Source organism: Aquipseudomonas alcaligenes, assembly GCF_003205495.1.
Taxonomy (GTDB): domain Bacteria; phylum Pseudomonadota; class Gammaproteobacteria; order Pseudomonadales; family Pseudomonadaceae; genus Aquipseudomonas; species Aquipseudomonas alcaligenes_B.
The window spans coordinates 446,001-471,713 of sequence record NZ_QJRX01000001.1 but is presented as its reverse complement, the minus strand read 5'-3'; the positions used below and the strand labels follow the sequence as shown (position 1 = coordinate 471,713).

Annotated in this window: 16 protein-coding genes; 14 read left to right on the top strand and 2 right to left on the bottom strand. The window is 66.5% G+C overall.

The window, feature by feature from the left end; all coding sequences use genetic code 11:
• Nucleotides 1–12 precede the first annotated feature (12 nt).
• Entirely contained in the window at nt 13–204 is a 192-nt protein-coding gene (locus DMO17_RS02165; protein ID WP_110680660.1) for a putative motility protein, read from the top strand.
• Between the two features lie 14 nt (nt 205–218).
• Here the strand turns inward: DMO17_RS02165 and DMO17_RS02160 are convergent, their stop codons facing one another.
• Nucleotides 219–1,874 (bottom strand): phytoene desaturase family protein, encoded by a 1,656-nt coding sequence (locus DMO17_RS02160; RefSeq protein ID WP_110680659.1) that lies wholly within the window; start codon nt 1,872–1,874, stop codon nt 219–221.
• 118 nt (nt 1,875–1,992) lie between these two features.
• Between DMO17_RS02160 and DMO17_RS02155 the strand changes: the two genes are divergently transcribed.
• The 3 genes from DMO17_RS02155 to DMO17_RS19795 are packed head-to-tail and all read left to right on the top strand — an operon-like array spanning nt 1,993 to nt 4,964.
• Nucleotides 1,993–2,562: a PadR family transcriptional regulator gene (locus DMO17_RS02155; protein ID WP_110680658.1), complete on the top strand. Its 570-nt coding sequence runs from the start codon at nt 1,993–1,995 to the stop codon at nt 2,560–2,562.
• Nucleotides 2,563–2,597: 35 nt separating this feature from the next.
• Nucleotides 2,598–3,854, top strand: coding sequence for an HD-GYP domain-containing protein (locus tag DMO17_RS02150; protein ID WP_110680657.1), 1,257 nt, complete (start codon nt 2,598–2,600; stop codon nt 3,852–3,854).
• Nucleotides 3,855–3,905: 51 nt separating this feature from the next.
• Nucleotides 3,906–4,964, top strand: a complete 1,059-nt coding sequence (locus DMO17_RS19795) for a methyl-accepting chemotaxis protein (protein WP_146224889.1) — start codon at nt 3,906–3,908, stop codon at nt 4,962–4,964.
• A 42-nt stretch (nt 4,965–5,006) separates the two neighbouring features.
• Here the strand turns inward: DMO17_RS19795 and DMO17_RS02140 are convergent, their stop codons facing one another.
• Nucleotides 5,007–5,843, bottom strand: a complete 837-nt coding sequence (locus DMO17_RS02140) for a 23S rRNA (adenine(2030)-N(6))-methyltransferase RlmJ (protein ID WP_110680656.1) — start codon at nt 5,841–5,843, stop codon at nt 5,007–5,009.
• A 159-nt stretch (nt 5,844–6,002) separates the two neighbouring features.
• Between DMO17_RS02140 and DMO17_RS02135 the strand changes: the two genes are divergently transcribed.
• The 10 genes from DMO17_RS02135 to trhP all read left to right on the top strand — a co-directional run bounded on the left by DMO17_RS02135 (nt 6,003) and on the right by trhP (nt 25,698).
• The gene (locus tag DMO17_RS02135) at nt 6,003–7,805 is read left to right on the top strand and encodes an acyl-CoA dehydrogenase (protein ID WP_110680655.1); all 1,803 of its coding nucleotides are present in this window, start codon (nt 6,003–6,005) and stop codon (nt 7,803–7,805) included.
• A 142-nt stretch (nt 7,806–7,947) separates the two neighbouring features.
• Nucleotides 7,948–9,696, top strand: a complete 1,749-nt coding sequence (locus DMO17_RS02130) for a potassium/proton antiporter (RefSeq protein ID WP_110680654.1) — start codon at nt 7,948–7,950, stop codon at nt 9,694–9,696.
• 136 nt (nt 9,697–9,832) lie between these two features.
• Nucleotides 9,833–13,168 carry a mechanosensitive channel MscK gene (mscK, locus tag DMO17_RS02125; protein WP_110680653.1) on the top strand — a complete coding sequence of 1,112 codons (3,336 nt, stop codon included), beginning with the start codon at nt 9,833–9,835 and terminating at the stop codon, nt 13,166–13,168.
• A gap of 64 nt (nt 13,169–13,232) precedes the next feature.
• The gene (gene selO, locus DMO17_RS02120; protein WP_110680652.1) at nt 13,233–14,693 is read left to right on the top strand and encodes a protein adenylyltransferase SelO; all 1,461 of its coding nucleotides are present in this window, start codon (nt 13,233–13,235) and stop codon (nt 14,691–14,693) included.
• Between the two features lie 436 nt (nt 14,694–15,129).
• The gene (locus DMO17_RS02115; protein ID WP_110680651.1) at nt 15,130–15,648 is read left to right on the top strand and encodes an Hcp family type VI secretion system effector; all 519 of its coding nucleotides are present in this window, start codon (nt 15,130–15,132) and stop codon (nt 15,646–15,648) included.
• 150 nt (nt 15,649–15,798) lie between these two features.
• Nucleotides 15,799–17,898 (top strand): type VI secretion system Vgr family protein, encoded by a 2,100-nt coding sequence (locus DMO17_RS02110; RefSeq protein WP_110680650.1) that lies wholly within the window; start codon nt 15,799–15,801, stop codon nt 17,896–17,898.
• The gene (locus DMO17_RS02105) at nt 17,888–18,628 is read left to right on the top strand and encodes a DUF4123 domain-containing protein (protein WP_110680649.1); all 741 of its coding nucleotides are present in this window, start codon (nt 17,888–17,890) and stop codon (nt 18,626–18,628) included. The genes DMO17_RS02110 and DMO17_RS02105 overlap by 11 nt, the downstream gene beginning before the upstream one ends.
• The gene (locus DMO17_RS02100; protein ID WP_110680648.1) at nt 18,625–23,571 is read left to right on the top strand and encodes a polymorphic toxin type 46 domain-containing protein; all 4,947 of its coding nucleotides are present in this window, start codon (nt 18,625–18,627) and stop codon (nt 23,569–23,571) included. The genes DMO17_RS02105 and DMO17_RS02100 overlap by 4 nt, the downstream gene beginning before the upstream one ends.
• Before the next feature lie 325 nt (nt 23,572–23,896).
• Complete coding sequence (locus tag DMO17_RS02095; protein WP_110680647.1) at nt 23,897–24,208, top strand: hypothetical protein; 312 nt, start codon at nt 23,897–23,899, stop codon at nt 24,206–24,208.
• Nucleotides 24,209–24,381: 173 nt separating this feature from the next.
• The gene (gene trhP, locus DMO17_RS02090) at nt 24,382–25,698 is read left to right on the top strand and encodes a prephenate-dependent tRNA uridine(34) hydroxylase TrhP (RefSeq protein ID WP_110680646.1); all 1,317 of its coding nucleotides are present in this window, start codon (nt 24,382–24,384) and stop codon (nt 25,696–25,698) included.
• Nucleotides 25,699–25,713: the final 15 nt, after the last annotated feature.

Genomic DNA, 25,713 nt, shown 5'->3' with positions numbered 1-25,713 from the left:
GGGAGAAGCACCATGGAGCTGAACACCAGCCAGATCTCCGCACAGGCGGCGGCCCAGGCTTCCGCCCTCGCCTCGCTGCTGCTCCTGCGCAAGACCCTGGAGCTGCAGGCCGCGAACGCCAGCGGCCTGGTCCAGGCCGCCACGCCGGCCAGCACGCCGAGCAATCCGCCCAACCTGGGCAACAGCATCGATGTGACGGTCTAGCCGTCGCAGCCCCATCAGGTCTGCTGGCTGGCGGCGGCCTGATCTCCAGCCACTATTGCATTGGCCTTCCAGCCCTTCAGCAACCTGGTCACCTTGTATCCGCGCCAGCCCAGCATGCGCGTGGCCGTCAGCACGCCGGCCATCAGCGCGCCGCCGACGCCGGCGGTGACGGTGTCGGCACCGGTCAGGTAGAGGCCCTTGATCGGCGTCTGGCTGTGGATCCAGTGCTGGTCGAAGCGCTGCACCGTGTGGTCGATACCGTAGATCTCGCCCTGCTCGTTCCACTGGAACCACTCGGTGGACAGCGGCGTGGCCAGCTCGCAGAAGTCCAGCGCGCCGCGCAGCTGCGGCTGGTGGCGGTAGAGGGTCTCCAGCAGCTGCTCGGTGAGCTGCGCCTTGAACGCCTCGTAGTCGGCGCCGCGCTTGCCCCAGGTGCTGCCCTTCCACGGCGCGAACCACTGCGGCAGGGTCGGCGCGACGATCTCCACCGTTGCCTTGTGCGGGTAGTGCGCGTCCCAGCTGGGGTCCTTGGCCGAGGGGAAGCTGATGTAGATCAGTGGCATGGCCGGGTTCTGCCCGCTCTCGAAGCTGCTCACGTTGTGGTCGTGGTCATGGCTCGGGTAGACCCAGTAGTTGGTCTTCGGCAGGCCCAGCTCGACGGCGCTGCCCCTGAAACCGGCGTACAGGCACAGGGTCGCCGCCGACAGTTTCACCTGCCGCAGCGGCGCCAGCAGGCCGTGCGCCTCGGCCACCTGCGGCTCCAGCAGGCGGGTGTAGGTCGGCACCAGGCCGGCGCAGCTGACGATCTGCGGCGCGCGGATCTCGAAACCGTCCTTGTGCAGGCGCACGCCCACGGCGCGCCCGTTCTCCACCAGGATCCTGTCCACGCCGGCATAGGTGAAGACGTTGCCGCCGGCCGCCTCGATCAGCGGGATGATGGTCTCGGAAATCCTGATCGCGCCGCCCACCGGGTAGTTGCCGCCGGTGATGTAGTGCTTGGCCACCATCGCATGCATGACGAAGGCCGCCTGCGCCGGCGGCAGGCCGTAGTCACCCCACTGGGCGGTGAGCACGCCGATCAGCTCCTGGTTGCTGGTCAGGCCTTCCAGCACCTCGCGGGTGCTCTTGAAGAAGTAGGCCGGCAGCCACAGGCGGCGCAGCCTGGCGTAGAGCATGCCGAGCGAACGCGGCAGGGCCTGGCCGGCGAAGAAGCGCGGCACCCGCGCGCTGACCTCGCTGAGCAGCTCGACGTAGCGGTCGATGGCCGCCGACTCGGCGGGGAAGTGGCGCTTCATCTCAGTCTTGAACTCGTCGCGGCCGGCCACGTAGTCGTAGCTCTGCTCACCGATGACGATACGGTCGTAGTGCGCATCCATCGGCGCCCACTCCAGCTTGCCGTCGCTGATCACGTCGAACACCCGGCGGATCACCGACCAGGGCTTGTGCACCTCGCCGATGTAGTGCACGCCCACGTCCCACTCGTAGCCCTCGCGCTCGTAGCTGTGGGTGTAGCCGCCGGCCGTGTAGTGCTGCTCCAGCACGCATACGCGCTTGCCCAGCTTGCTCAGCAACGCGGCGGCGGTAAGGCCGCCGATGCCGGAGCCGATGACGATGGCGTCGTAGTGGTTGGCCGCAAGGCGCGGGCGGAAGCGGGTACCGGTGCGTTTCATGGAAGGTTCCTGCGTCATTGTTGTTATGCAAGTTTTTGCATAATAGCAGCAGCTCACCACCATGCAACTCTTTGCATAATCCGTATACTGCGGCGCACCGTCCTCGCCGAGTTCGTCCATGTCGCTCAAGCACGCCATCCTCATCCTCCTGGAAAGCGAACCCGGCAGCGGCTACGACCTGCTCAAGCGCTTCAAGGAGGGCCTCGGCTACTTCTGGAACGCCAAGCACCAGCAGGTCTACCAGGAACTCAAGAAACTCAACGAGGCCGGCTGGCTGGACTGCGAGGCGCAGGCCCAGGAGACCCGCCCGGACAAGAAGGTCTACCGCCTCACCGCCGCCGGCCACGCCGAGCTGCTGCGCTGGCTGGGCGAGCCGGTGCAGCCGAACAAGATCAACGACGCGCTGCTGGTGAAGCTGTTCGGCGGCGCGCACACCTCGACCGCCAACCTGCGCGAGGAAATGCAGCGGCATGTGGCCGTGCACCGCAAGACCCTGGACAGCCTGCTGGCCATCGAGCGCGACTACCAGGCCCTGCCCACCGAACAGCGCCAGGCCCTGCGCCTGCCCTACCTGACCCTGCGCCGCGGCATCCTCGGCGAGCAGTCCTGGCTGGCCTGGGCGGCCGAGGTGGAAGCGGAGCTGGGCAGCGCGGCAAGCGCCATCGCCGGCGGGCCGGCGCCACGCTAGACTGCCATCAATAAGCCAGCAGCCCCGAGTCCGGCATGCCCGCAGCCACCCTCTACATCACGCCCGACCAGCTGTGCGTGGGCCTGTATGTCCACCTCGACCTGAGCTGGTGGGAGCACAACTTCGCCTTCAGCAGCTTCAAGATCAAGGACGCCGCGCAGCTCCAGGCCCTGCGCGCGCTGGGACTCAAGCAGCTGCGCTACGAGCCGGCGCGCAGCGACTGCGCGCCGCTGCCCCTGGCTCCGCTAGACACGGAGCCCGCCGCCCCCGAGTCGCCACCGCCCAGCCCCGAGGAGCTGGCGCGCCAGGCCCGCGCAGCCAAGCTCGGCGCCCTGCGCAAGCGCCTGGCCGAGGTCGACCGCACGTTCGTCCAGGCCAGCCAGCGGGTGAAATCGCTCAACCAGGCCCTGCGCAACCAGCCGGAAGACGCCCTCAAGCTGGCCGGCGAGATAGTCCGCGAGCTGGTCGAGGCACTGCTCGGCGAGGACGGCGCGGCGCTGCACAGCATCAACGGCAAGGCCGCCGACGACGCCTATTTCCACCCGCTCAACGTCACCGTGCTGTCGGTGATGCTCGGCCGCCAGCTCGGCTACGACGGCGAGGCCTGCCACAGCCTGGGCCTCGGCGCGCTGCTGCACGACATGGGCAAGCTGGAGGTGCCGAGCAAGGTACTGCTCAAGACCGAGCCGCTGACCCGCCCCGAGCAGCAGCTGCTGCAACTGCACGTGGACTTCGGCGTGCGCCGCGGCCACGAGCTGATGCTCGACGACGAGGTGCTGCGGATCATCCAGGAGCACCACGAGTACTGCGATGGCAGCGGCTACCCCAAGGGCCTGCGCGAGGCGGCCATCGGCCGCCTGAGCCGGGTGGTGAGCATCGCCAACGCCTTCGACAACCTGTGCAACCCGCCCGACCCGCGCGCGGCCCTGAGTCCGCACGAGGCCCTGGCGCTGCTGTTCAAGCAGCAGCGCGAACGCTTCGACGAGGTGGCGCTGAAGGCCTTCATCCGCGGCATGGGCGTGTACCCGCCGGGCAGCCTGGTGCAGCTGGAAGACCAGCGCTACGCCCTGGTCCTGGCCATGCACCCGAGCCTGCCGCTGCGGCCCACGCTGATCCTCTACGAGCCGAGCATCCCCAAGGCCGAGGCGCTGATCGTCAACCTGGAACAGGAACCCGGGCTGGCCATCGCCCGCAGCCTGCGCCCGGCGCAACTGCCGGCGGAGGCCCTGGAATACCTCAATCCGCGCCAGCAACTGACCTATTACGTCGACCCGCGCCAGCGCGGAAAATAATCCGCCTAGACTCTGCGGACGCCCGCCGCCCACCCGAAGTAGAACCGGCCCATGCACAACCCGCGCTTCTCCGACCTCCACGACATACCACCCAGGGCCTTCAGCCCCACCGCCCTGGCGCTGCAGGTGTCGCCCTGGCTGCTGGTCGGCCTCGGCGCCTGGGGCGGCCTGCCGCTGTGGATCTGCCTGTTCTGCGGCGTCTGCCTGAGCCTCGGCCTGCTGCCCGCCCTGGCCACCGCCACCCACTGGCGCGCGCTGATGCAACCGCGCAGCAGCGCCAACCCGCCGGCCGCCTGGATCGCCCCGCTGGCTGCGGACCTCGCCGCCCAGCACGAGCAGCGCCTCGCCCTGCTCGCCCGCCTGCGCCAGCAACTGGCGGTGCAGGCCGACACCCAGCAACAGCAGCGGCAGGCCCTGCGCGAACAGCTCGAACAGCAGGTCCACGGCGCCCAGCAGTATCTGCTGCCAGCCACCGCAGGCAGCAACGGCGCAGAGGCAAGCCAGGCCCTTGCCGGCCTGACCGCCGACCTGCGCCAGAGCCGCGAGCAGGCCGGCGAGCTGGCCGAGCGGATGCTCGCCATCACCCAGCAGGGCGAAACCATCCTGCGCGCCACCGACGACATGGACGCCATCGCCAAGCAGACCAACCTGCTGGCCCTGAATGCCGCCATCGAGGCGGCGCGGGCCGGCGACAGCGGGCGCGGCTTCGCCGTGGTCGCCGACGAGGTGCGCGCCCTTTCCAGCCGCTCCACCGACTTCTCCCAGGCCATCCGCAGCACGCTGGCCGGCATGCTCGAAGCCCTGCAAGACACGGCGACGCAGGCCGGGCAACTGGCCCGGCGTGACCGGCAGGACGAGGAGGAGGCCAGCCGGCAGATCGCCGCCCAGCTGGCGAGCCTCGCCGAGCAACAGGCCGCGGCCCGGGCGGGCGCCGAGCAGCTGTACGGACTGCTGCAGGCACTGGCGCAGCAGGCCACCGCCCTCGCCCCGGCGACGGACGAGACGGACGGCGTGCTACATCAGCTGGACGAACAGGAGCGGCGCCTGGCCGAGCTGGCCGGGCAGCTGCAGCAGCAGGCCGCCGACGCCACGCAACCCGAGGGCCGCTAGCACCTCAGGGGCGGACAGACGCCGGTTGCGGCAAGCGGACGCTTACTCGGCGATCAGCCAGTCCAGACGAAAGTCGCCCTGGCTCTGCGCCAGCTTGCCGGCCAGCCAGGGCAACAGCTGCTTGAGTTCGTCTTCCAGGCCCCAGGGCGCGTTGGCGATGGCCAGGCCGGAACCGGCCAGGCGGCTGGCGTCGTCCGCCGGGTGGACGAACAGCTCGGCGCGCAGCAGCTTGGGCGCGCTGGATTTGCCCAACGCCTGGTAGAAACGCCTGAGCTGACGCTCGTCCTTGATCGGGTACCAGATCGCCACCACCGTCTGACGCATGCGGCCGATGGCCTCGTCCAGCGCGGCGACGCAACGCTCCAGCTCGTCGGCCTTCTCGAACGGCGGGTCGATCAGCAGCAGCGCGCGCTTCTCCGCCACCGGCAGCAGGGCGCGCGGCACGTGCCAGCCTTCGCCCAGGTGCACGGCCACGCGATGGTCGCCCTTCATGTTGTCCTTGAGCAGCCGGCCGTCTTCCGGGTGCTTCTCGTTGAGCAATACGCGGTCCTGCTCGCGGGTCAGCTGGCGCGCCAGTTCGGGCGAGCCGGGGTAGTAGCGCAGCGCACCGTCCGGATTGAGGTCGTGCAGCACGCCGAAATAATCGGCGGTGGCTTCGGGCCGGTCGCTGGCCTCCCACAGGCGGCCGATGCCCTCCAGCCACTCGCCAGTGCGGGTCGCCTGGTCGCCCTGCAGGTCATAGAGGCCGACGCCGGCATGGCTGTCGAGGTAGGCGAAGGGCGCCTCCTTGCGCGACAGCAGGGCGATGATGCGGCTGATGACGAGGTGCTTGAGCACGTCGGCATGGTTGCCGGCATGGAAGGCGTGGCGGTAGTTCATGGGCGCATTACCTGGAGCAGGACCTGAAGCGGGGCGCGAATTGTAGCTCGAAGGGACGACGCGAGCAGTTTCTAGCCCGGCATCAGGGCGATGAATCTTGCTAGGCGCGCTCTATTCACAACTCTAGACTCCGAGAAGATCCCACCGGAGACGTTCTTCATGTCCGAGTCCCTGCTCAGTTCCCGCAACCTGGCCTTCGAGCTCTACGAAGTGCTCGACGCCGAAGCCCTGACCCAGCGCGAGCGCTTCGCCGAGCACAACCGCGAGACCTTCGACGCGGCCATCGCTACCGCCCGCGGTATCGCCGAGGAGCTGTTCGCCCCGCACAACCGCAAGAACGACGAGCACGAGCCGCAGTATGTGGACGGCGCCGCGGTGCTGATCCCCGAGGTCGAGCCGGCCCTGCGCGCCTTCCACGAGGCCGGCTTCCTCAACGCCACCCGCGACTTCGAGTACGGCGGCATGCAGCTGCCCAACCTGCTGTCGCAGGCCTGCTTCGCCCACTTCCAGTCGGCCAACATCGCCACCAGCTCCTACTCGATGCTGACCATGGGCGTGGCCAACCTGATCGAAGCCTTCGGCAATGACGAGCAGAAGGCCCGCTACCTGCAGCCGATCATCGACGGCCGCTTCTTCGGCACCATGTGCCTGACCGAGCCGCATGCAGGTTCCTCGCTGTCGGATATCCGCACCAAGGCCGAGCCGCACGCCGACGGCAGCTACCGGATCAAGGGCAACAAGATCTTCATCTCCGGCGGCGACCAGCCGATCTCCGAGAACATCGTGCACATGGTGCTGGCCAAGCTGCCGGACGCCCCGCCCGGGGTGAAGGGCATCAGCCTGTTCCTGGTGCCCAAGTTCCATGTCAACGCGGACGGCTCGCTGGGCGCGCGCAACGACGTGACCCTGGCCGGCCTGTTCCACAAGATGGGCTGGCGCGGCACCACCTCCACCGCGCTGAACTTCGGCGACAACGGCGAGTGCGTCGGCTACCTGGTGGGCAAGCCGCACCACGGCCTGTCCTACATGTTCCAGATGATGAACGAGGCGCGCATCGGCGTCGGCATGGGCGCGATCATGCTCGGCTACGCCGGCTACCTGTATTCGCTGGACTATGCGCGCAACCGCCCACAGGGGCGCCACGCGGATGGCAAGGACCCGAGCAGCCCGCAGATTTCCATCGTCGAGCACGCCGACGTGCGCCGCATGCTGCTGACCCAGAAGGCCTACGTCGAAGGCGCCTTTGACCTCGGCCTGTACGCCGCGCGGCTGTTCGACGACACCCAGACCCTGGCCACCGAAGAGGAGCGCAGGAAGGCCCTGGAGCTGCTCGACCTGCTCACTCCGATCGTCAAATCCTGGCCCTCGGAGTTCTGCCTGAAGGCCAACGAGCTGGCCATCCAGATCCTCGGCGGCCACGGCTACACCCGCGAGTACCCGGTGGAGCAGTACTACCGCGACAACCGCCTCAACCCCATCCACGAAGGCACCCACGGCATCCAGTCGCTCGACCTGCTCGGGCGCAAGGTGTCGATGAACGGCGGCGCCGCCCTCAAGCAGCTGATGGCGCTGATCCAGGCCACCTGCCAGCGCGCCAGCCAGTTCGACTCGCTGGACCGCCTGCGCCAGCCGCTGGAGCAACTGGTGCAACGCCTCGGCGGCGTGACCCTGGCCCTGCTCGGCGACCTGCTGGCCGGCAAGGTCAACCAGGGCCTGGCCAACTCCGCGCTGTACCTCAAGGCCTTCGGCCACGCGGTGATCGGCTGGCGCTGGCTGGAACAGGCGATCCGCGCCGAGGAAGGCCTGGCGAACGGCAACCCGGCCGACGCCGACTTCTACCGCGGCAAGCTGCAGGCCGCGCGCTACTTCCTGACCTGGGAAGTGCCGAGCTGCCAGCACGAGCTGAACATCCTCGAAGCGCGCGACGACACCTGCCTGGGCATGCGCGACGCCTGGTTCTAAGTCTCTGATTTGGCTGCGAAGAACGCCCCGCAATCGCGGGGCGTTTTTCTTTGACAGCGGCGCGAAGGCACGGGTTAGAATCCGGCATGACCTCTGCATGCTCAGAGGCGCCCCACCCGCCCCCTCTGCCCCGGAGTAAGCCTTGGACGCCAGCGCCATCAACAGCCTGTTTCTGATCGGTGCGCTGCTGGTGGGCATGAGCATCCTGGTCAGTGCATTCGGCTCGCGCTTCGGCATCCCGATTCTGGTGATCTTCCTCGCCGTCGGCATGCTGGCCGGCGTCGACGGCCCCGGCGGCATCGTCTTCAACGACTATTCCACCGCCTACCTGGTGGGCAACCTGGCGCTGGCGGTAATCCTCCTCGACGGCGGCATGCGCACCCGCGTCTCCAGTTTCCGCGTGGCCCTGTGGCCGTCGCTGTCGCTGGCCACCCTCGGCGTGCTGGTCACCGCCGGACTGACCGGCGTGGCCGCCGCCTGGCTGTTCAACCTGCACTGGCTGGAAGGCCTGCTGATCGGCGCCATCGTCGGCTCCACCGACGCCGCCGCGGTGTTTTCCCTGCTCGGCGGGCGCGGGCTCAACGAGCGGGTCAGCGCCACCCTGGAGATCGAGTCCGGCAGCAACGACCCGATGGCGGTGTTCCTCACCGTCACCCTGATCGACATGCTGATCAAGGGCCAGGCCGGCTTCAGCTGGAGCTTCGCCGTGCAACTGCTGCAGCAGTTCGGCCTCGGCGGTCTGTTTGGCCTCGGCGGCGGCTGGCTGCTGCTGCAACTGGTCAACCGCATCAGCCTGGCCGGCGGCCTCTATCCGCTGCTGGTGGTCAGCGGCGGCCTGATCATCTTCGCCATCACCAACGCCGTCGGCGGCAGCGGCATCCTCGCCATCTACCTGTGCGGCCTGCTGCTGGGCAACCAGCCGATCCGCTCGCGCCACGGCATCCTGCACATGCTCGATGGCCTGACCTGGCTGTCGCAGATCGGTATGTTCCTGGTGCTCGGCCTGCTGGTCACCCCGCGCGAGCTGCTGCCCATCGCCCTGCCGGCCCTGGGCCTGGCGCTGTGGATGATCCTGTTCGCCCGACCGTTGTCGATCTTCCTCGGCCTGCTGCCATTCCGTGCCTTCCATGACCGCGAGAAGGCCTTCATCGCCTGGGTCGGCCTACGCGGTGCGGTGCCGATCATCCTGGCCGTGTTCCCGTTGATGGCCGGGCTGGACAACGCCCAGCTGTTCTTCAACGTGGCCTTCTTCATCGTCCTGGTCTCGCTGCTGCTGCAGGGCACCAGCCTGCCCTGGGCGGCCAAGCTGATGAAGGTGACGGTACCGCCAGACCCGGCACCGATCTCGCGCGCCGGACTGGAGATCCATCCGACCAGCCAGTGGGAGCTGTTCGTCTACCGCCTCGGCGCGGAAAAATGGTGCATCGGCGCGCCGCTGCGCGAACTGAAGATGCCCGAGGGCACCCGCGTGGCCGCGCTGTTCCGCGGCGAAGAACTGCTGCACCCGTCCGGCAGCACCACCCTGGATGCCGGCGACATCCTCTGCGTGGTCGGCCACGAACACGACCTGCCGGCCCTCGGCAAGCTGTTCAGCCAGGCGCCGCAGCGCGGCCTGGATCTGCGCTTCTTCGGCGACTTCGTGCTGGAGGGCGACGCCCAGCTCGCCGCCATCGCCACCCTGTACGGCCTCAAGCTCGGCGAGGAGGACGGCAGCCAGGCGCTGGGCCGCTTCATCGCCCACGAGATCGGCGGCGAGCCTGTGGTGGGCGACCAGGTGGAGTGGAACGGCCTGACCTGGACCGTGGCGCTGATGGAAGGGAACAAGGTGCGCAAGGTCGGCGTCAGATTCCCCGAAGGCCAGGGCAAGCCCGGCCCCGGCCTGTTCCTCTGAGCGTCCGCCGCCGCGGCAAGCCCGCGGCGCAGCCACTGGCCAAGGGGCGCACGACTCTGAGCCATGCTTGGCGGCAACGACTGCCCGCCTGGCATATCATTAGCCGCATTCTTTTTACCGAGCCGCGATAGCGACCATGCCTTTCCTCCGTCCCCTCGTCCTCAGCCTGCTGCTTGGCTGCAGCATCACCCTCCCTTCCTTCGCCGCCGAGCCGCCGAGCAGCGCGCAAGTGCAGCAGAGCCTGGACCAGCTCGCCGAGCGCAAGCTGCCGGAGGCCGAGCACAAGGCCCTGCAGGCGCGCCTGGAGCAGACCCTGGCGCTGCTCGCCGGGCGTGACGACAGCCAGCAGAAGCTGGAGGCGCTCAAGCGCCAGCTGCGCGATGCCCCGACCCTGATCGCCGCGGCGCAGCGCGAGCTGAACCGCCTCAAGGCCACCGCGCCGGTCGAGGTGGCCAAGCGCTACGCCAAGTCCAGCGTGCCGCAGCTGGAGCAGATGCTCGCCGAGCGCAGCAGCCAGCTGAGCAGCTGGCAACAGGAGCTGGCCGAGGCCAACAGCCTGCTGATCACCGCGCAGACCCGCCCGGAGCGGGCCCAGGCGGAAATCAGCGCCAACCAGAGCCGCAGCCTGCAGATCAACAACCTGCTCAAGGTCGGCAAGGAGGCCGGCAAGCCACTGTCCGCCGAGCAGCGCGACCAGCTGGGTGCCGAACTGGCGCAGCTGGAGGCGCAGACCGAGCTGCGCCGCCAGGAGCTGGCCGGCAACAGCCTGCTGCAGGACCTCGGCAGCGCCCGCCATGAGCTGCTGCAGGAACGCATCCGCCGCCTGGAGCAGGAGAGCCTGGACCTGCAGGCACTGATCAGCGACAAGCGCCGCGAGAGCTCGGAACAGACCGTCGCCGAACTCTCGCGCGAGGCCGAGAAGGCCACCCCGGACAGCCTGCTGGCCAGGGAAAGCGCGGCCAACCTGAAGATTTCCGACTACCTGCTGCGCGCCACCGAGCGGCTCAACGAGCTGACCCGGCAGAACCTGGAGACCAAGCAGCAGCTGGACAGCGTCAACCAGGCTGACCAGGCCCTGGACGAGCAGATCGACGTGCTGCGCGGCAGCCTGCTGCTGGCGCGCATCCTCTACCAGCAGAAGGAAGGCCTGCCCAAGCTGCAGCTGGACCGCAACCTGGCCGACGAGATCGCCGACATCCGTCTCTACCAGTTCGAGCTGAACCAGCAGCGCGACAAGCTGGGCAACCTGCAGGACTACGTCGACGGTCTGCTCGCCGACCAGCCCGCCGAGCAGGTCACCCCCGAGCTGCGCCGCACCCTGCTGGAGCTGGCCACCACCCGCAGCGAGCTGCTGGAACGGATGAACCGTGAGCTCAACGCCCTGCTCAACGAGTCCATCACCCTGCAGCTCAACCAGAAGCAGCTGCAGGACACCATCAGCAGCCTGCGCGCCACCCTCGACGAGCAGATGTTCTGGATTCCCAGCAACAAGCCGCTGGACCTGGCCTGGCTGAAGCAGGTGCCGCACCTGCTGGAACGCCAGCTGGCGGCCATGCCCTGGGGCTCCGGCGTGCGCGAGCTGGGCGCCGGCCTGCTCGACCGGCCCTGGCTGTTCATCCCGCTGCTGCTGGTGATCGGCGCCCTGCTGTGGCGGCGCAGCTGGCTGTTCGGCAAGCTGCAGGCGCTGCACGAGGACATCGGCCACTACAAGCGCGACAGCCAGCTGCATACCCCGCTGGCGATCCTCCTCAACGTGCTGCTGGCCCTGCCGGTGACCCTGTTCCTCGCCCTCTGCGGCCTGGCCCTGCTGATCGACGCCCGCGGGCAGAACGCCACCCTCGGCAGCGCCCTGCTGGAGATGGCCCAGGCCTGGCTGGTGTTCTACACCCTGTACCGCATCCTCGCCCCGGGCGGCGTGGCCGAACTGCACTTCCGCTGGACCCGCCCGCTGGTGGCCTACCTGCGTACCCAGGTGCGCCGCCTGGGCATGGTGGTACTGGCCCTGGTGGCGGTGGTCACCGTGGCCGAGCACCAGCCGGCAGTGCTGGCCGACGACGTGATCGGCATCTTCGTGGTGCTCTCCGGCTTCGCCCTGATGGCCTGGCTGCTCAGCCGCCTGCTGCTGTCCGGGCCGATGCGCGAGAACAGCTCGCCGTTCCGCCTGCTGATCGGCCTGGCCTTCACCGCGCTGCCCATCGGCCTGATCGTCGCGGTGGGCTTCGGCTACTACTACACCGCGCTCAAGCTCACCGACCGCCTGATCGACACCCTCTACCTGCTGATCTTCTGGCTGGTGCTGGAGGCCGCCGTCGAGCGCGGCCTGGCCGTGGCCGCACGGCGCCTGGCCTATGCCCGCGCCCTGGCCAAGCGCCAGGCGCAGCCCAAGGAAGGCCCGGAGGGCGAGGCACCGCAGGAAGAGCCGACCCTGGACATCGAGCAGGTCAACCAGCAGTCCCTGCGCCTGATGCGCCTGGCCCTGATGGGCGGTTTCATCGCCTGCCTGTACTGGGTCTGGGCCGACCTGATCGGCGTGTTCACCTACCTCGACAACATCACCCTGTACGAGTACAGCAGCGGCAGCGGCGAGGCCGTGAGCATGGTACCGATCAGCCTGCTCGACCTGCTCGGCGGCCTGATCATCCTGGCCATCACCGTGGCCCTGGCCAGCAACCTGCCGGGTCTGCTCGAGGTGCTGGTGCTGTCGCGCCTGAAGCTGGCGCAGGGCAGCGCCTACGCCACCACCACCCTGCTGTCCTATGCCATCAGCGGCATCGGCGCGGTGGCCACCCTGTCGGCCCTCGGCGTCAGCTGGGACAAGCTGCAGTGGCTGGTGGCGGCACTCTCGGTGGGCCTCGGCTTCGGCCTGCAGGAGATCTTCGCCAACTTCATCTCCGGCCTGATCATCCTGTTCGAGCGCCCGGTGCGCATCGGCGACGTGGTCACCATCGGCAACCTGTCCGGCACGGTCAGCCGCATCCGCATCCGCGCCACCACCATCACCGACTTCGACCGCAAGGAAATCATCGTCCCGAACAAGACCTTCATCACCGGCCAGCTGGTCAACTGGTCGCTGACCGACACCGTCACACGCGTCACCATCCAGATCGGCGTCGGCTACGGCTCGGACCTGGAGCTGGTGCGCAAGCTGCTGCTGCAGGCGGCCCGGGAGAACCCGCGGGTACTGCGCGAGCCGGAGCCGCTGGTGTACTTCCTGACCTTCGGCGAGAGCACCCTCAACCATGAGCTGCGCGTCCACGTGCGCGACCTCGGCGACCGCAATCCGGCGATCGACGAGATCAACCGCTTCATCGACCGCGAGTTCAAGAAGCAGGGCATCGACATCTCCTTCCGCCAGCTCGAAGTGCATGTGAAGAACCTGGAAGGCGGCGAGTATCGGCTGCTCCAGAACAAGCCGCAGAGCGCCGGCCAGGACGGCAAGCCCGACGCGCCGGCGGCGCTGGACGAGGAATAGCGGCGCTGGACGGCCCACGACAAGCCCGAGCACAATGCTCGGGCTTTTTCGTTGGAGCCCGCCGTTGAAAGCCCTCGCCGACCTCGTCTTCGATAACCGCTTCGCCCGCCTGGGCGACGCCTTCTCCAGCCCCGTGCTGCCCGAACCGCTGGACGAGCCGCGCCTGGTGGTGGCGAGCCCGGCGGCCATGGCCCTGCTCGACCTCGACCCGAGCGAGGCCAACACCGAGCTGTTCGCCCAGCTGTTCTCCGGGCACAAGCTGTGGAGCGAGGCCGAGCCGCGCGCCATGGTCTATTCCGGGCACCAGTTCGGCGTCTACAACCCGCGCCTGGGCGACGGTCGCGGCCTGCTGCTGGGCGAGGTGGTCAACGCTGCCGGCGAGCACTGGGACCTGCACCTCAAGGGCGCCGGGCAGACGCCCTACTCGCGCATGGGCGACGGCCGCGCCGTGCTGCGCTCATCGATCCGCGAATTCCTCGCCAGCGAATACCTGCACGCCCTCGGCATTCCCACCAGCCGCGCTCTGTGCGTCACCGGCTCCAGCACCCCGGTGTGGCGCGAACGCCAGGAGAGCGGCGCCATGCTGCTGCGCCTGGCGCCCAGCCACGTGCGTTTCGGCCACTTCGAGTACTTCTACTACAGCAACCAGCACGAGCGCCTGCGCGAACTCGGCGAGCACGTGCTGGCCTGTCATTTCCCCGACTGCCTGGCGGCGGAGAACCCCTGGGCGGCCATGTTCCGCGAGGTGGTGGAGCGCAACGCCGCGCTGATCGCCAAATGGCAGGCCTACGGCTTCTGCCACGGGGTGATGAACAGCGACAACATGTCGATCCTCGGCATCACCTTCGACTACGGCCCCTACGCCTTCCTCGACGACTTCGACGCCAACCATATCTGCAACCACTCCGACGACAGCGGCCGCTACAGCTTCAGCAACCAGGTGCCGATCGCGCACTGGAACCTGGCCGCCCTGGCCCAGGCATTGACGCCCTTTGTCGAGGTAGAGCAGCTGCGCGAGACCCTCGGCCTGTTCCTGCCGCTGTACCAGGCCCACCATCTCGACCTGATGCGCCGTCGCCTCGGCTTCACCACGGCGGACGCGCGCGACGCTGCGCTGGTCGAGCGCCTGCTGCAACTGATGCAGGGCGGCGCGGTGGATTACTCGCTGTTCTTCCGCCGCCTCGGCGAGCAGGCCCCGGAGCAGGCCCTGGTGCAGCTGCGCGAGGACTTCCTCGACCTCGCCGGCTTCGACCAGTGGGGCCGCGACTACCTGGCGCGCGTCGAGCAGGAGGGCGGCAGTCAGCAGGAACGCCAGGCGCGCATGCACGCGGTCAACCCGCTCTATGTGCTGCGCAACTACCTGGCGCAGAACGCCATCAGCGCCGCCGAACAGGGCGACTACGGCCCGGTGCGCGAACTGCACGCCGTGCTGGCGCGCCCCTTCGAGGAACAACCCGGCATGCAGCGCTACACCGAGCGCCCGCCGGAATGGGGCAAGCACCTGGAGATCAGCTGCTCGTCCTGAGCGGATCGAGTCTGGCCTGACGCGCTCTTACCCGTCCTACGCCTGCTAGTCCTCTTAACTCGGTATGGACCTCGCCCTCTCCCATTTATGGGAGAGGGCCGGGGAGAGGGAGCTCCTGTAGCCCGAATGAAATCCGGGAAACCCCACCTAGATCGAGAGGAAGCAGCCCGCGTCCCGTTTTGCGCAACTTTCTGCGCACACCTCACCCCTGGCGACGCTGCAGGCCCCACTCTTCGCGGGCTAGCCCCTCTGCGCAAGCCCCTGCGCAGCCCTGCGCCAATTGTTGCGCACTCTTTCGTGATGCCCCGCACAGGGCAGCCCGCGCCATCCGCGCAAGCCCCGCCGTTGCTGGCCCGCACGCCCCTGGCACGCCCCTTGTACTGAGTCAGCCGCCCGGACCAGTCCCGGTCCTCGTCTCAATGCAAAGGAGAGCACCATGCCAACACCCGCGTACCTGTCCCTCGAAGGCACCAAGCAAGGCCTGATCACCGCCGGCACCTTCACCGAGGACTCGGTCGGCAACATCTTCCAGGAAGGCCACGAGGACCAGATCCTGGTGCAGGCCTTCAACCACCAGGTGATCATCCCGCGCGACCCGCAGTCCGGCCAGCCGACCGGCCAGCGCGTGCACAAGCCGCTGATGATCACCAAGGTGTTCGACAAGGCCTCGCCGCTGATCTTCAACTCGCTGACCTCCGGCGAGCGTCTGAGCAAGTGCCGCCTGGAGTGGTACCGCACCTCCTCCACCGGCACCCAGGAGCACTACTTCACCATCGAACTGGAAGACGCCGTGATCGTCGACGTGCAGTCGCGCATGCCCAACTGCCAGGACCCGAACATGGCCCACTTCACCCATCTGGAAGACGTCTACTTCACCTACCGCAAGATCATCTGGACCCACGAAGTGTCTGGCACTTCCGGCTCCGACGACTGGCGTTCGCCGATCTCCGCCTAATCGGCGACCGGGGACGGGGCGGCATTTTTGCCCCCCGCGTCACGGCAGCGCCGTGGCGCATCCCCGACAATGCCCCCGGCTCGCAGGTACGCGAGCCGCCCCATCGGCCAGCATGACTGGCCGATGCCCTTTCGGCAGAAGGAACAACGGATGTTCGCCCCCGCCAACCAGACGCATTTCAGCCTGAGCCTGCCCGGCGTCGAGCACGACCTGCAGGTGCTCGAGTTCACCGGCTTTGAGGCGCTCAGCCAGCCCTTCGTGTTCGAGGTCACCCTGGTCAGCCAGCGCCCGGACCTGGACCTCGAAGCCCTGCTCGGCCAGCCGGCCTTTCTCGCCCTGAATGCCGACGGCAGCGGCATCCATGCCCAGGTGCACGCCTGCGCCCAGGGTGATTCCGGCCAGCGCCTGACCCGCTACCACCTGACCCTGCGCCCGCAGCTGGCCTGGCTCGGTCACCGCATCAACCAGCGCATCTTCCAGCACCTGACGGTGCCGCAGATCGTCGCCCAGGTGCTGAGCGAACACGGCATCCTCGAAGGTTCCGGCCAGCGCTTCCAGCTCGGCGCGACCTACCCTGCCCGCGACTACTGCGTGCAGTACGACGAATCCGACCTGCACTTCATCCAGCGCCTGTGCGAGGAAGAAGGCATCCACTATCACTTCCAGCACGGCCCGGATGGCCATGTGCTGGTATTTGGCGATGACCAGACCGGTTTTCCCAAGCTGCCGACCACCGCCTACCAGCAGGACTCCGGCCTGGTGGCCGACGACCCGGTGATCAAGCGCTTCGCCCTGCGCCTGGCTACCCGCACCAGCCGCGTCACCCGCCGCGACTACGACTTCGAGAAGCCACGCCTGCAGCTCGAAGCGGCGCACAAGGGTGAGGCCAAGCCAGACCTGGAAGACTACGACTACCCCGGCCGCTTCACCGAGCGCACCCGCGGCAAGCACCTGTCGCAACGCGCCCTGGAACGCCACCGCGCCGACCAGCAGCTGGCCGAGGGCGAGAGCGACCAGCCGCTGCTGAGAACCGGCCACTTCCTCGACCTCTGCGCCCACCCGCGCGCGGACTGGAACCAGCTGTGGCTGCTGAACGAGATCCACCACGAGGGCAAGCAGCCCCAGGTGCTGGAAGAGTCCATCACCAGCTTCGGCGCCGGCCCTCTCCCCTCTCCCATTCATGGGAAAGGGGCCGGGGGAGAGGGTGCATCCGCCAACTCAGGTGATTTCCACCAGGGCTACCGCAACCGCTTCAGCGCCACCCCCTGGGACCAGCCCTGGCGCCCGCCGCTGGCCCACCCCAAGCCGCGCATCCTCGGCAGCCAGAGCGCCGTGGTCACCGGACCCAAAGGCGAAGAAATCCACTGCGACCAATACGGCCGGGTCAAGGTGCAGTTCCACTGGGACCGCGAGGGCCAGGCCGACGACAGCACCAGCTGCTGGCTGCGCGTGAGCTCCAGCTGGGCCGGCGACCGCTACGGCGGCATCGCCATCCCGCGCATCGGCATGGAAGTGCTGGTCACCTTCCTCGAAGGCGACCCCGACCAGCCGCTGGTCACCGGCTGCCTGTACCACAAGGAACACGTGGTCCCCTACGACCTGCCGGCGAACAAGACCAGGACCGTGTTCAAGACCCTCAGCTCACCCGGTGGCGGTGGCTACAACGAGCTGCGCATCGAAGACCGCAAGGGCCAGGAGCAGATCTACATCCACGCCCAGAAGGATTGGGACGAGAACGTCGAGCACGACCAGAAGATCCGCATCGGCCACGAGCGCCACGACACGGTGGAGGCCAACAGCTACACCGAGCTCAAGGCTGAGGAACATCGCACCACCCACCAGGACCGCAAGACCGAGGTCCGCGCTAACGACCACCTCACCGTGGCCACCAATCAGCACGTGAAGCTGGGTACGGGGCAGTTCGTCGAGGCGGGCAACGAGATCCACTACTACGCCGGCAGCAAGGTAGTCATCGACGCCGGCATGGAGCTCACCGCCAAGGGCGGCGGCAGCTGGCTCAAACTCGACCCCAGCGGCGTGACCCTCAGCGGCGCGACGATCAAGATGAACTCCGGCGGCGCGCCGGGCAAAGGCAGCGGCATCGCCATCCTGCGGCCTGGTGCACTGCAGCAGGCCGATGCCGACAAGGCAGGCGCCCTGCTGACCCCGGCGCAGATCCAGACACTCAAGCGCAACGCGCCCTTCTGCGAGGAGTGCGAGAAGTGCAAGGGAGGCGCCTGTGCCATCTGAAGCCCGTTCCCCCCGAGACTGGCTGGAGACGGAGTGGCAGGAAGGACAGCGTCTCTATGTGGTGATGGGCAACGCCAGCGAAGCCAATCCGCTGCAGGCCTACTACCAGCAGGAAAGCGTCCTCCTACCGCTGCCAATCTGGAGCGGCACCCCCTACGCCGGCTGGCAGGAAGTCATGCCCTACCTGGGCGAACTGGAGCCCGACAGCCGCTTTCTCGACTGGGTGGACGAGGCCCCGACCCAGGACTGGGGTTGGCTGGCCCTCTCCTACCATGAGCCCGACCGGGTGCTCGAACACCTGCGCGGCCTGACCCAGGTGCTGATGCCCGATGGTGCCGAGGTGTTCTTCCGCCACTGGGACGGCAGTCACCTGCTGCCGATCCTGCGCCATCTGGGCGATACGGCCGGCGAACTGCTGCCGATGTTCGATCGCCTGCTGATCAATGGCCAGGCCCTGAAAATCGCCGGCAAACCATTGCCGCCCCCCCGGGAATATCCCTGGTGGCAGGTACCGGGCGCAGTGGCCATGGCACTCACCGAGGAAGACCCGTCCACCCTGGTGGACAACCTCATGCAGTGGCTGCTGGAAGACCACGCCGAGCTCTATTTCGCCATCCCGCAGCAGAATCTGCGGCACAAGGTCGAGCGCTTCGTTCGCCGCACCTCAATCACGGAAGACAACTACAGCGGGCAGCTACTGGCCCACCTGGAATACGAGGTCACCCCATGAACTTTGTCATCGGCTCCCTGATCGGCCAACTGAACGCCAAGCAACCCGATGTCCAGGTAATCCTCAAGCAATTCCGCAACTGTCTGCACGATTATCGAGAGAAGAGCGAAGCCTGGTACGGCGGCGTTCTCGACGCCGAACAGCAGTTCAAGGTCGGCGACGAAGTAGACACCCAGGACAAGGACGACAAGGACCCCGCTACCCTCTATGCCACCTGCCCGGCCAACGGCAAGCTGACCCTGGTGCACAGCTTCGAGGCCGCGCGCTTCGTCCCCATCGGCAATACCCCGGCGCGCATCGTAGCGGTCGAAGACAGCAGTTTCTTCGGCAAGAACGAGATCGCCAAGGCCATCGAAGTCACCATCGGCCCCAGCGGGATCAAGGAGGTCCCTGGCTGCAAGCCTGGTCAGCAATACAAGGTGACCTTCTTCCCCAATCCCACCCGGGCCCAGATCGACGCGCTGTACGCTTCTTACCAGGGCGTGATTGGTCAACTGGAAGGCTGGCTTAACGGCGAATGGAGCAGCCAGTTTCTGCCCCTGTGGCGCGCCCATAACGCCGCCAGCATGAGTGAGCGGGCACTGCAGCAACTGGAAGCGGCCTGGAAGGGGCTGGTCAAGGTAATCATGGGGCTGTGGGAAGACATCAAGTCGCTCTACGACCTGGTCGCCCACCCTCGCGAGAACTACCAGAAACTGCGCAAGTTCTTTACCGAGGAGCAGATCAAGCGCATCTACAACGCCTCCAAGGAAGGCCTGGAAACCGCCCTGCTGATCGCCAGCGACGAACCCTTGCTGTGGATCTATGTCGCCGCGATCGTGGCCTGGGTCAGCATGCTGCCGCCGCAAACCTGCATCGAGGTACTGGCAGAGCTGACCGGCGAGGTACTGCTGAACATCTTGCTCGGCGTGGTGCTCACCGGCGGTATCGGCCTGGCCGTGCGCGTCGGTACCAAGGCACTGACCGCCGCCAAGAACGGCGGGCGCGTGGTCAAGCTGATCGAAGACTTCACCAGCATGCTGATGAAGTTCAGCCAGGGTCACGCGAAATCCCATGCCAGCTCGGCCAAGCCCCTGCTGGCCCACGGCAGCGGCGGCATGCAACCGACGCGCAAAGCCACGTTGAAGATCGACCCACCGACTCCGGCGCAAAGCGCACAACCTCCGGCCAAGCCGACCGGGCGACGCAGCGGGGGCAAACCCAGCCAACCGCCAAGCCAGGTGCCCCCCAGCGCCGCAGCAAAGACGGGCACGCCGCAGATCGAACCGGACGCCACCGTCTATCCGCGCAGCAAGCCGCAGAATGCCACCTCGCTCAAGCAGGTCGAGCCGGTGGACGATGCCTCCGCCCCGGCCCAGACACCCAACGGCAAACCCGCGGACCAGGCCGACAAGACCTGCACCAACAACTGCCCGGTATCGATGGTCACTGGCGAGGAGCTGCTCACCCTCACCGACGGTACTCTGGAGGGTGTGCTGCCCTTCACTTGGGACCGGCTGTACCGCACCAGCGCAGCAGAACTGGATTGTGGCCTGGGTTTCGGCTGGAGCCACAGCCTGGCCCAACGCCTGGAGCTGGACGGCGACCAACTGGTGTGGACCGACCACGAAAATCGGCGCACCCGTTTTCCCATTCCCAGTGAACAGCGCCCGGCCATCACCAACCGCCTGTCCCGCGCCGCCATCTACCTCGGCCAGGATCCTGCCGAGCTGATCCTGGCCCAGGCCGGCGAGGCGCCACGCTTCTACCACTTCCGACGCGATGCTCTGGGCGGCTACCTGATCGCCATCAGCGATGCCTATGGCAACCGCCTCAGCCTCAGTCGCGACCTGGCCGGACGCTTGCAGCGTCTCAGCGGCGCCGGACGCGCGCTGCTGCTGCGCTACGAAGGCAGCCATATCGTCGCCGTGGACTACCAGATCCAGCGCCCGGCGGAGAACGCGGAAGCCAGCTGGCACAGCGTGCAGACCCTGGTCCGCTACCAGTACAACGCGCAGGGCCAGCTGATCGGCGCCAGCAACGCCCTCGGTGAGACCGAGCACTATCGCTACGACGACCAGCACGTGATTCTCGAACGCCGCCTGGCCGGCGGCGCGGCCTTCTATTGGGAATGGCAGGGCCAGGGCAAGCAGGCACGTTGCGTCCACCACTGGGCCAACTTCGGCCAGATGGATGCCCGCTATACCTGGGACGACCAGGGTAGCGTCACCGTCGTCAACGCCGATGGCAGCGAGGAAACCTACGTCCACGACCAGAATGCCCGCCTGGTGCGCCAGGTCGACCCGGATGGCGCCGAGACGCTGCGCAGCTATGACGACAAAGGCCAGCTGGTCGCCGAGCAGAACCCACTGGGCGCCATCACCGAATACCACTACGACGAGGCCGGACGCCTGGAGAGCCGCATCCCGGCTGAAGGCGAGGCGGTTCACTACAGCTATTTCGATGGCCAGGTGCGCAGCGTGCGGCGCGGCAAGGCGATCTGGAAATACGAACGCAACGCCCAGGGCGACATCACCGAGCAGATCGACCCACTCGGCCAGAGCACCCGCTACCGCTATGACGCCCGCGGGCGCCTACTGGAAGTCCAGCATCCGGACGGCAGCCAGCACCTGCTGGTGTGGAACGCCCAGGGCGAACTGATCGAGGAACAGCTGCCGGGTTCGGGTATCCGCCGCTATCGCTACGACGCCTTCGGTCGTCTGATCACCCGACAGGATGAGCATGGCGCGCTGACCCAGTACCAGTGGGACGCCGTCGGCCGGCTGCTGCAGGTAACCCTGCCCGGCGGCACCAGCCGTGCCTACAGCTACAACGCCTATGGCAAGGTCACCAGCGAGCGTGACGAGCAGGGCCGCGTCACCCGCTACGAGTATGCCGACGGTTTGCATCTGGTCAGCCGCCGCATCAACCCCGACGGCAGCCAGCTGCACTACCGCTACGACAACGCCCGCCTGCTGCTCACCGCTATCGAGAACGAGCGCGGCGAGCACTACCGCCTGGACTACCACCCCAACGGCCTGATCAGCCAGGAGACCGGTTTCGACGGGCGCAGGACGGCGTACCGCTACGACCTGGCCGGACATCTGATCGAGAAGAAGGAATTCGCCGAGGACGGCAGCGAGCGAATCACCGCCTACCAGCGCGACAGCGCCGGGCGCCTGCTGGTCAAGACCCTGCCCGATGGCGAACAGATCCACTACGCCTATGACGGCCTGGGGCGGCTGGTCAGCGTCGATGACGGACAATGGCCGCTGGCCTACGCCTACGACTTGCGTGACCGCTTGATCGAGGAGCACCAGGGCTGGGCCACCCTGCGCTACGAGTACGACGCGCTCGGTCAACTCGGTCACTGTCGCCTGCCCGATGGCAGCCGCCTGGACTATCGCTACCGGCCGGGCGGCGAACTGGCAGGCATCGACCTCAACGGTCAACCATTGACCCGCCACCAGTTCGACAAGGGCCGCGAGCGCTACCGGCGACAGGGCACCTTGCTCAGTGAATATGACTACGACGAGCAAGGCCGGCTGCAGGCTCACCGGGTACGCAGCGACCATCGTCAGCTGTTGCAACGCCAGTACCGCTACGATGCCAGCGGCAACCTCGCCGCCATCGAGGACTCGCGCAAGGGCAGCCGCAGCTTCCACTACGACCCGCTGGACCGCCTGGTGGCGGTGCGCGGCGACCTGCCGGAGAGTTTTGCCCACGACCCCGCCGGCACCCTGCTGGCGCAGAACAGCGCCGCGTCGGAAGGCCTGGCCAACGTCAAGGGCAACCGCCTGCTGATGCAGGGCGACAGCCACTACGACTACGACGCCTTCGGCAACCTGGTCCGTGAACGCCGTGGCACCGGGCAGAAACTGGTCACCGAATACCGCTACGACAGCCAGCACCGCCTGATCGCCGCCAGCCTGCCGGACGGCCGCCAGGTCCAGTACCGCTACGACGCCTTCGGCCGACGCATCGCCAAGACAGTGGATGGCCAGACCACTGAATTCCTCTGGCAGGGCGAACGCCTGATCGCCGAAAGCGGCCCGGCGCACTACCGCAGCTATGTCTACGAACCCAGCACCTTCCGCCCGCTGGCGCTGCTGCAGGGCGAGGGAGAGGCTAGCCAGCCCTTCTACTACCAGCTCGACCACCTGGGCACTCCGCAGGAGCTGACCAGCGCAGGCGGACAGATCCTCTGGTCGGTGAAGTACCGCGCCTATGGCAGCCTGGCCAAGGTGGAAGTCGCGGAAATCGACAATCCACTGCGTTTCCAGGGCCAGTATTTCGACGCCGAAACGGGTCTTCACTACAACCGCCATCGTTACTACAACCCAGGTACGGGAGCGTTCCTGACGCCGGACCCGATCAAGCTGGCGGGTGGGTTGAACAACTATCAATATGTGCCCAACCCGACAGGGTGGGTGGATCCGTTGGGATTGGCGGTGGTAAAGGGGGATTGCCCTGCTCCTGACAGGGCTCAGCTAAACGAAAAATACGGTCGCACAGGAAACTTAAATGACGACATTAACTCTCGTGGACGTAAAGAGGTAGCAACCGAATTCTATCGAGCTCAAGGATTTAGTGATGACAGTATTCCTGGCCACTTGAACGGGATAGATTTCAACAAGCCTGTAAGCATTGAGACTTTAAACAGAGGGAAAACCGTGTATCAATTTCAGTCCCCTGGCGCACCTCAAGGCAACTACTACTCATTGAACTCAGAAACTAGCCCATCTGAATTAGGCATAGGCCCATTGGGTGACAATCGTGCAGCGGGCACTGTCGAGCTAAAGCTACAGGGTATATACCGAACAAATCAGAAGACATCTGCCCTTAAGTCCACGGCAAAGGCGATTGATGATACATGGTCTGTCAAGGGTGTAACTCAACCGTCATCAGGTGGAGGCACACAGATATTCACCAGCAAAAAAAGCAACTTTGAGAAAATACAATAATTGCCAAATTATATATCTGGAGTCAGCATCAGTGAATCAGAGAGAGCTATATGATATGGCCTCGCGCTGCGGCTTTAAAGTAGTGCAATTTTCCGACCACCCGAATTTTTTCTCATCTTGGTCGATTACTATCAAAAAAGATGAGCACAACTACCTGATTGAGCACGAAGGGAGAGACGGCTGGTTAATATTTTATCGCGAAAACTCACCAGCTAAATTCGAAGAACTCGACAAGAAGATATCTCATACTATGTCTGATCATGAGAAGTTCAAACAGTGCGAGGCATGGCTGTCAGCCGTGAAGTAAAGCTCACTCCATAGAGTAATGAAGTACTACTACATCGTTGCAGGAAAGGATCTCTATCCTGCTGAGCCCCACAGCTCCGAGTGGCCGAAACTCATAGGCTACAGATTTGTGCACAAAACATTTCTGTTCATGGAAGGCAAGGGGCATGGACTCATGGGAGCCGAGATCGATCAGCACAGCCCCTCCCTGAGCAAGTGGCAGGATCTTTTCGTTACCCTGGATATCGAGTGGTTCCTGGATTTTCTAAGGCTGAACACCTTCAGCGACGAGAGCGACTTCCTAAGCAAGCTGACCGCAATTCGCGGCCAGCCCGAAATAATCAGCTACTAGTTAGCTTCTCGTGGCAATTGTTCAGAGCCACAGAAACCTGCGGCACGACGAGCCCAGCCATCTCGTCAGATTGTATCTAGCCCTGCTTCCGGCGAACCCCATTGCCCTGGATCAAAACCCGGTAACGACCGGTCGGACATCATCTGCGCCCCGCTTCCATATGCGCGCGCATCATGTCCCCACTCCCAGCCCCCGAACTCCTCTCCCCCGCCGGCACCCTCAAGGCCATGCGCCATGCCTTCGCCTATGGCGCCGATGCCGTGTACGCCGGGCAGCCGCGCTACAGCCTGCGGGTGCGCAACAACGAGTTCGACCATGCCCACCTGGCTATCGGCATCGCCGAGGCGCATGCGCAGGGCAAGCGCTTCTACGTGGTGGTCAACATCGCGCCGCACAACGCCAAGCTGAAGACCTTCCTCAAGGACCTGGAGCCGGTGGTGGCGATGGGGCCGGATGCGCTGATCATGTCCGACCCGGGCCTGATCATGCTGGTGCGCGAGCATTTCCCGCAGCTGCCGGTGCACCTGTCGGTGCAGGCCAATGCGGTGAACTGGGCCAGCGTGGAATTCTGGCGCCGCCAGGGGCTCTCCCGGGTGATCCTGTCGCGCGAGCTGGCGCTGGAGGAGATCGAGGAGATCCGCCAGCAGGTGCCGGACATGGAACTGGAGGTGTTCGTCCACGGCGCGCTGTGCATGGCCTATTCCGGGCGCTGCCTGCTGTCCGGCTACATCAACAAGCGCGACCCCAACCAGGGTACCTGCACCAACGCCTGCCGCTGGAAGTACCAGGCCCACGAGGGCCAGGAGAATGAGCTGGGCGGCATCGTGCGCGGCTGCCAGCCGACCCTCGGCGCGGGCGCCGCGACCGAGCGCCTGTTCCTGCTGGAAGACGAGAGCCGTCCCGGCGAGCTGATGGAGGCCTTCGAGGACGAGCACGGCACCTACATCATGAACTCCAAGGACCTGCGCGCCCTGCAGCACGTCGAGCGGCTGACGCGCATGGGCGTGCACTCGCTGAAGATCGAGGGCCGCACCAAGAGCCACTTCTACGTGGCGCGCACCGCCCAGGTGTATCGCCGCGCCATCGATGACGCCGTGGCCGGCCGCCCGTTCGACCTGCGCCTGATGGACGACCTGGAATCACTGGCCAACCGCGGCTACACCGAGGGCTTCCTGCGCCGCCACGTGCACGACGAGTACCAGAACTACGAACGCGGCAATTCGCTGGCCGAGCGCCAGCAGTTCGTCGGCGAATTCACCGGCGTGCGCCGTGGCGAGCTGGCCGAGGTGCGGGTGAAGAACCGTTTCGCCGTCGGCGACCAGCTGGAGCTGATGACCCCGCGCGGCAACCTGCAGTTCAGCCTGCCGGCCCTGGAGAAGGCCGGCGGCGAGCGCACCGAGCTGGCGCCGGGCGACAGCCACATCGTCTACCTGCCGCTGCCGGCGGAGGTCGCCCTGGAGCATGCCCTGCTGCTGCGCCAGTTGGCCTGAGCCGGGTACGCCCCT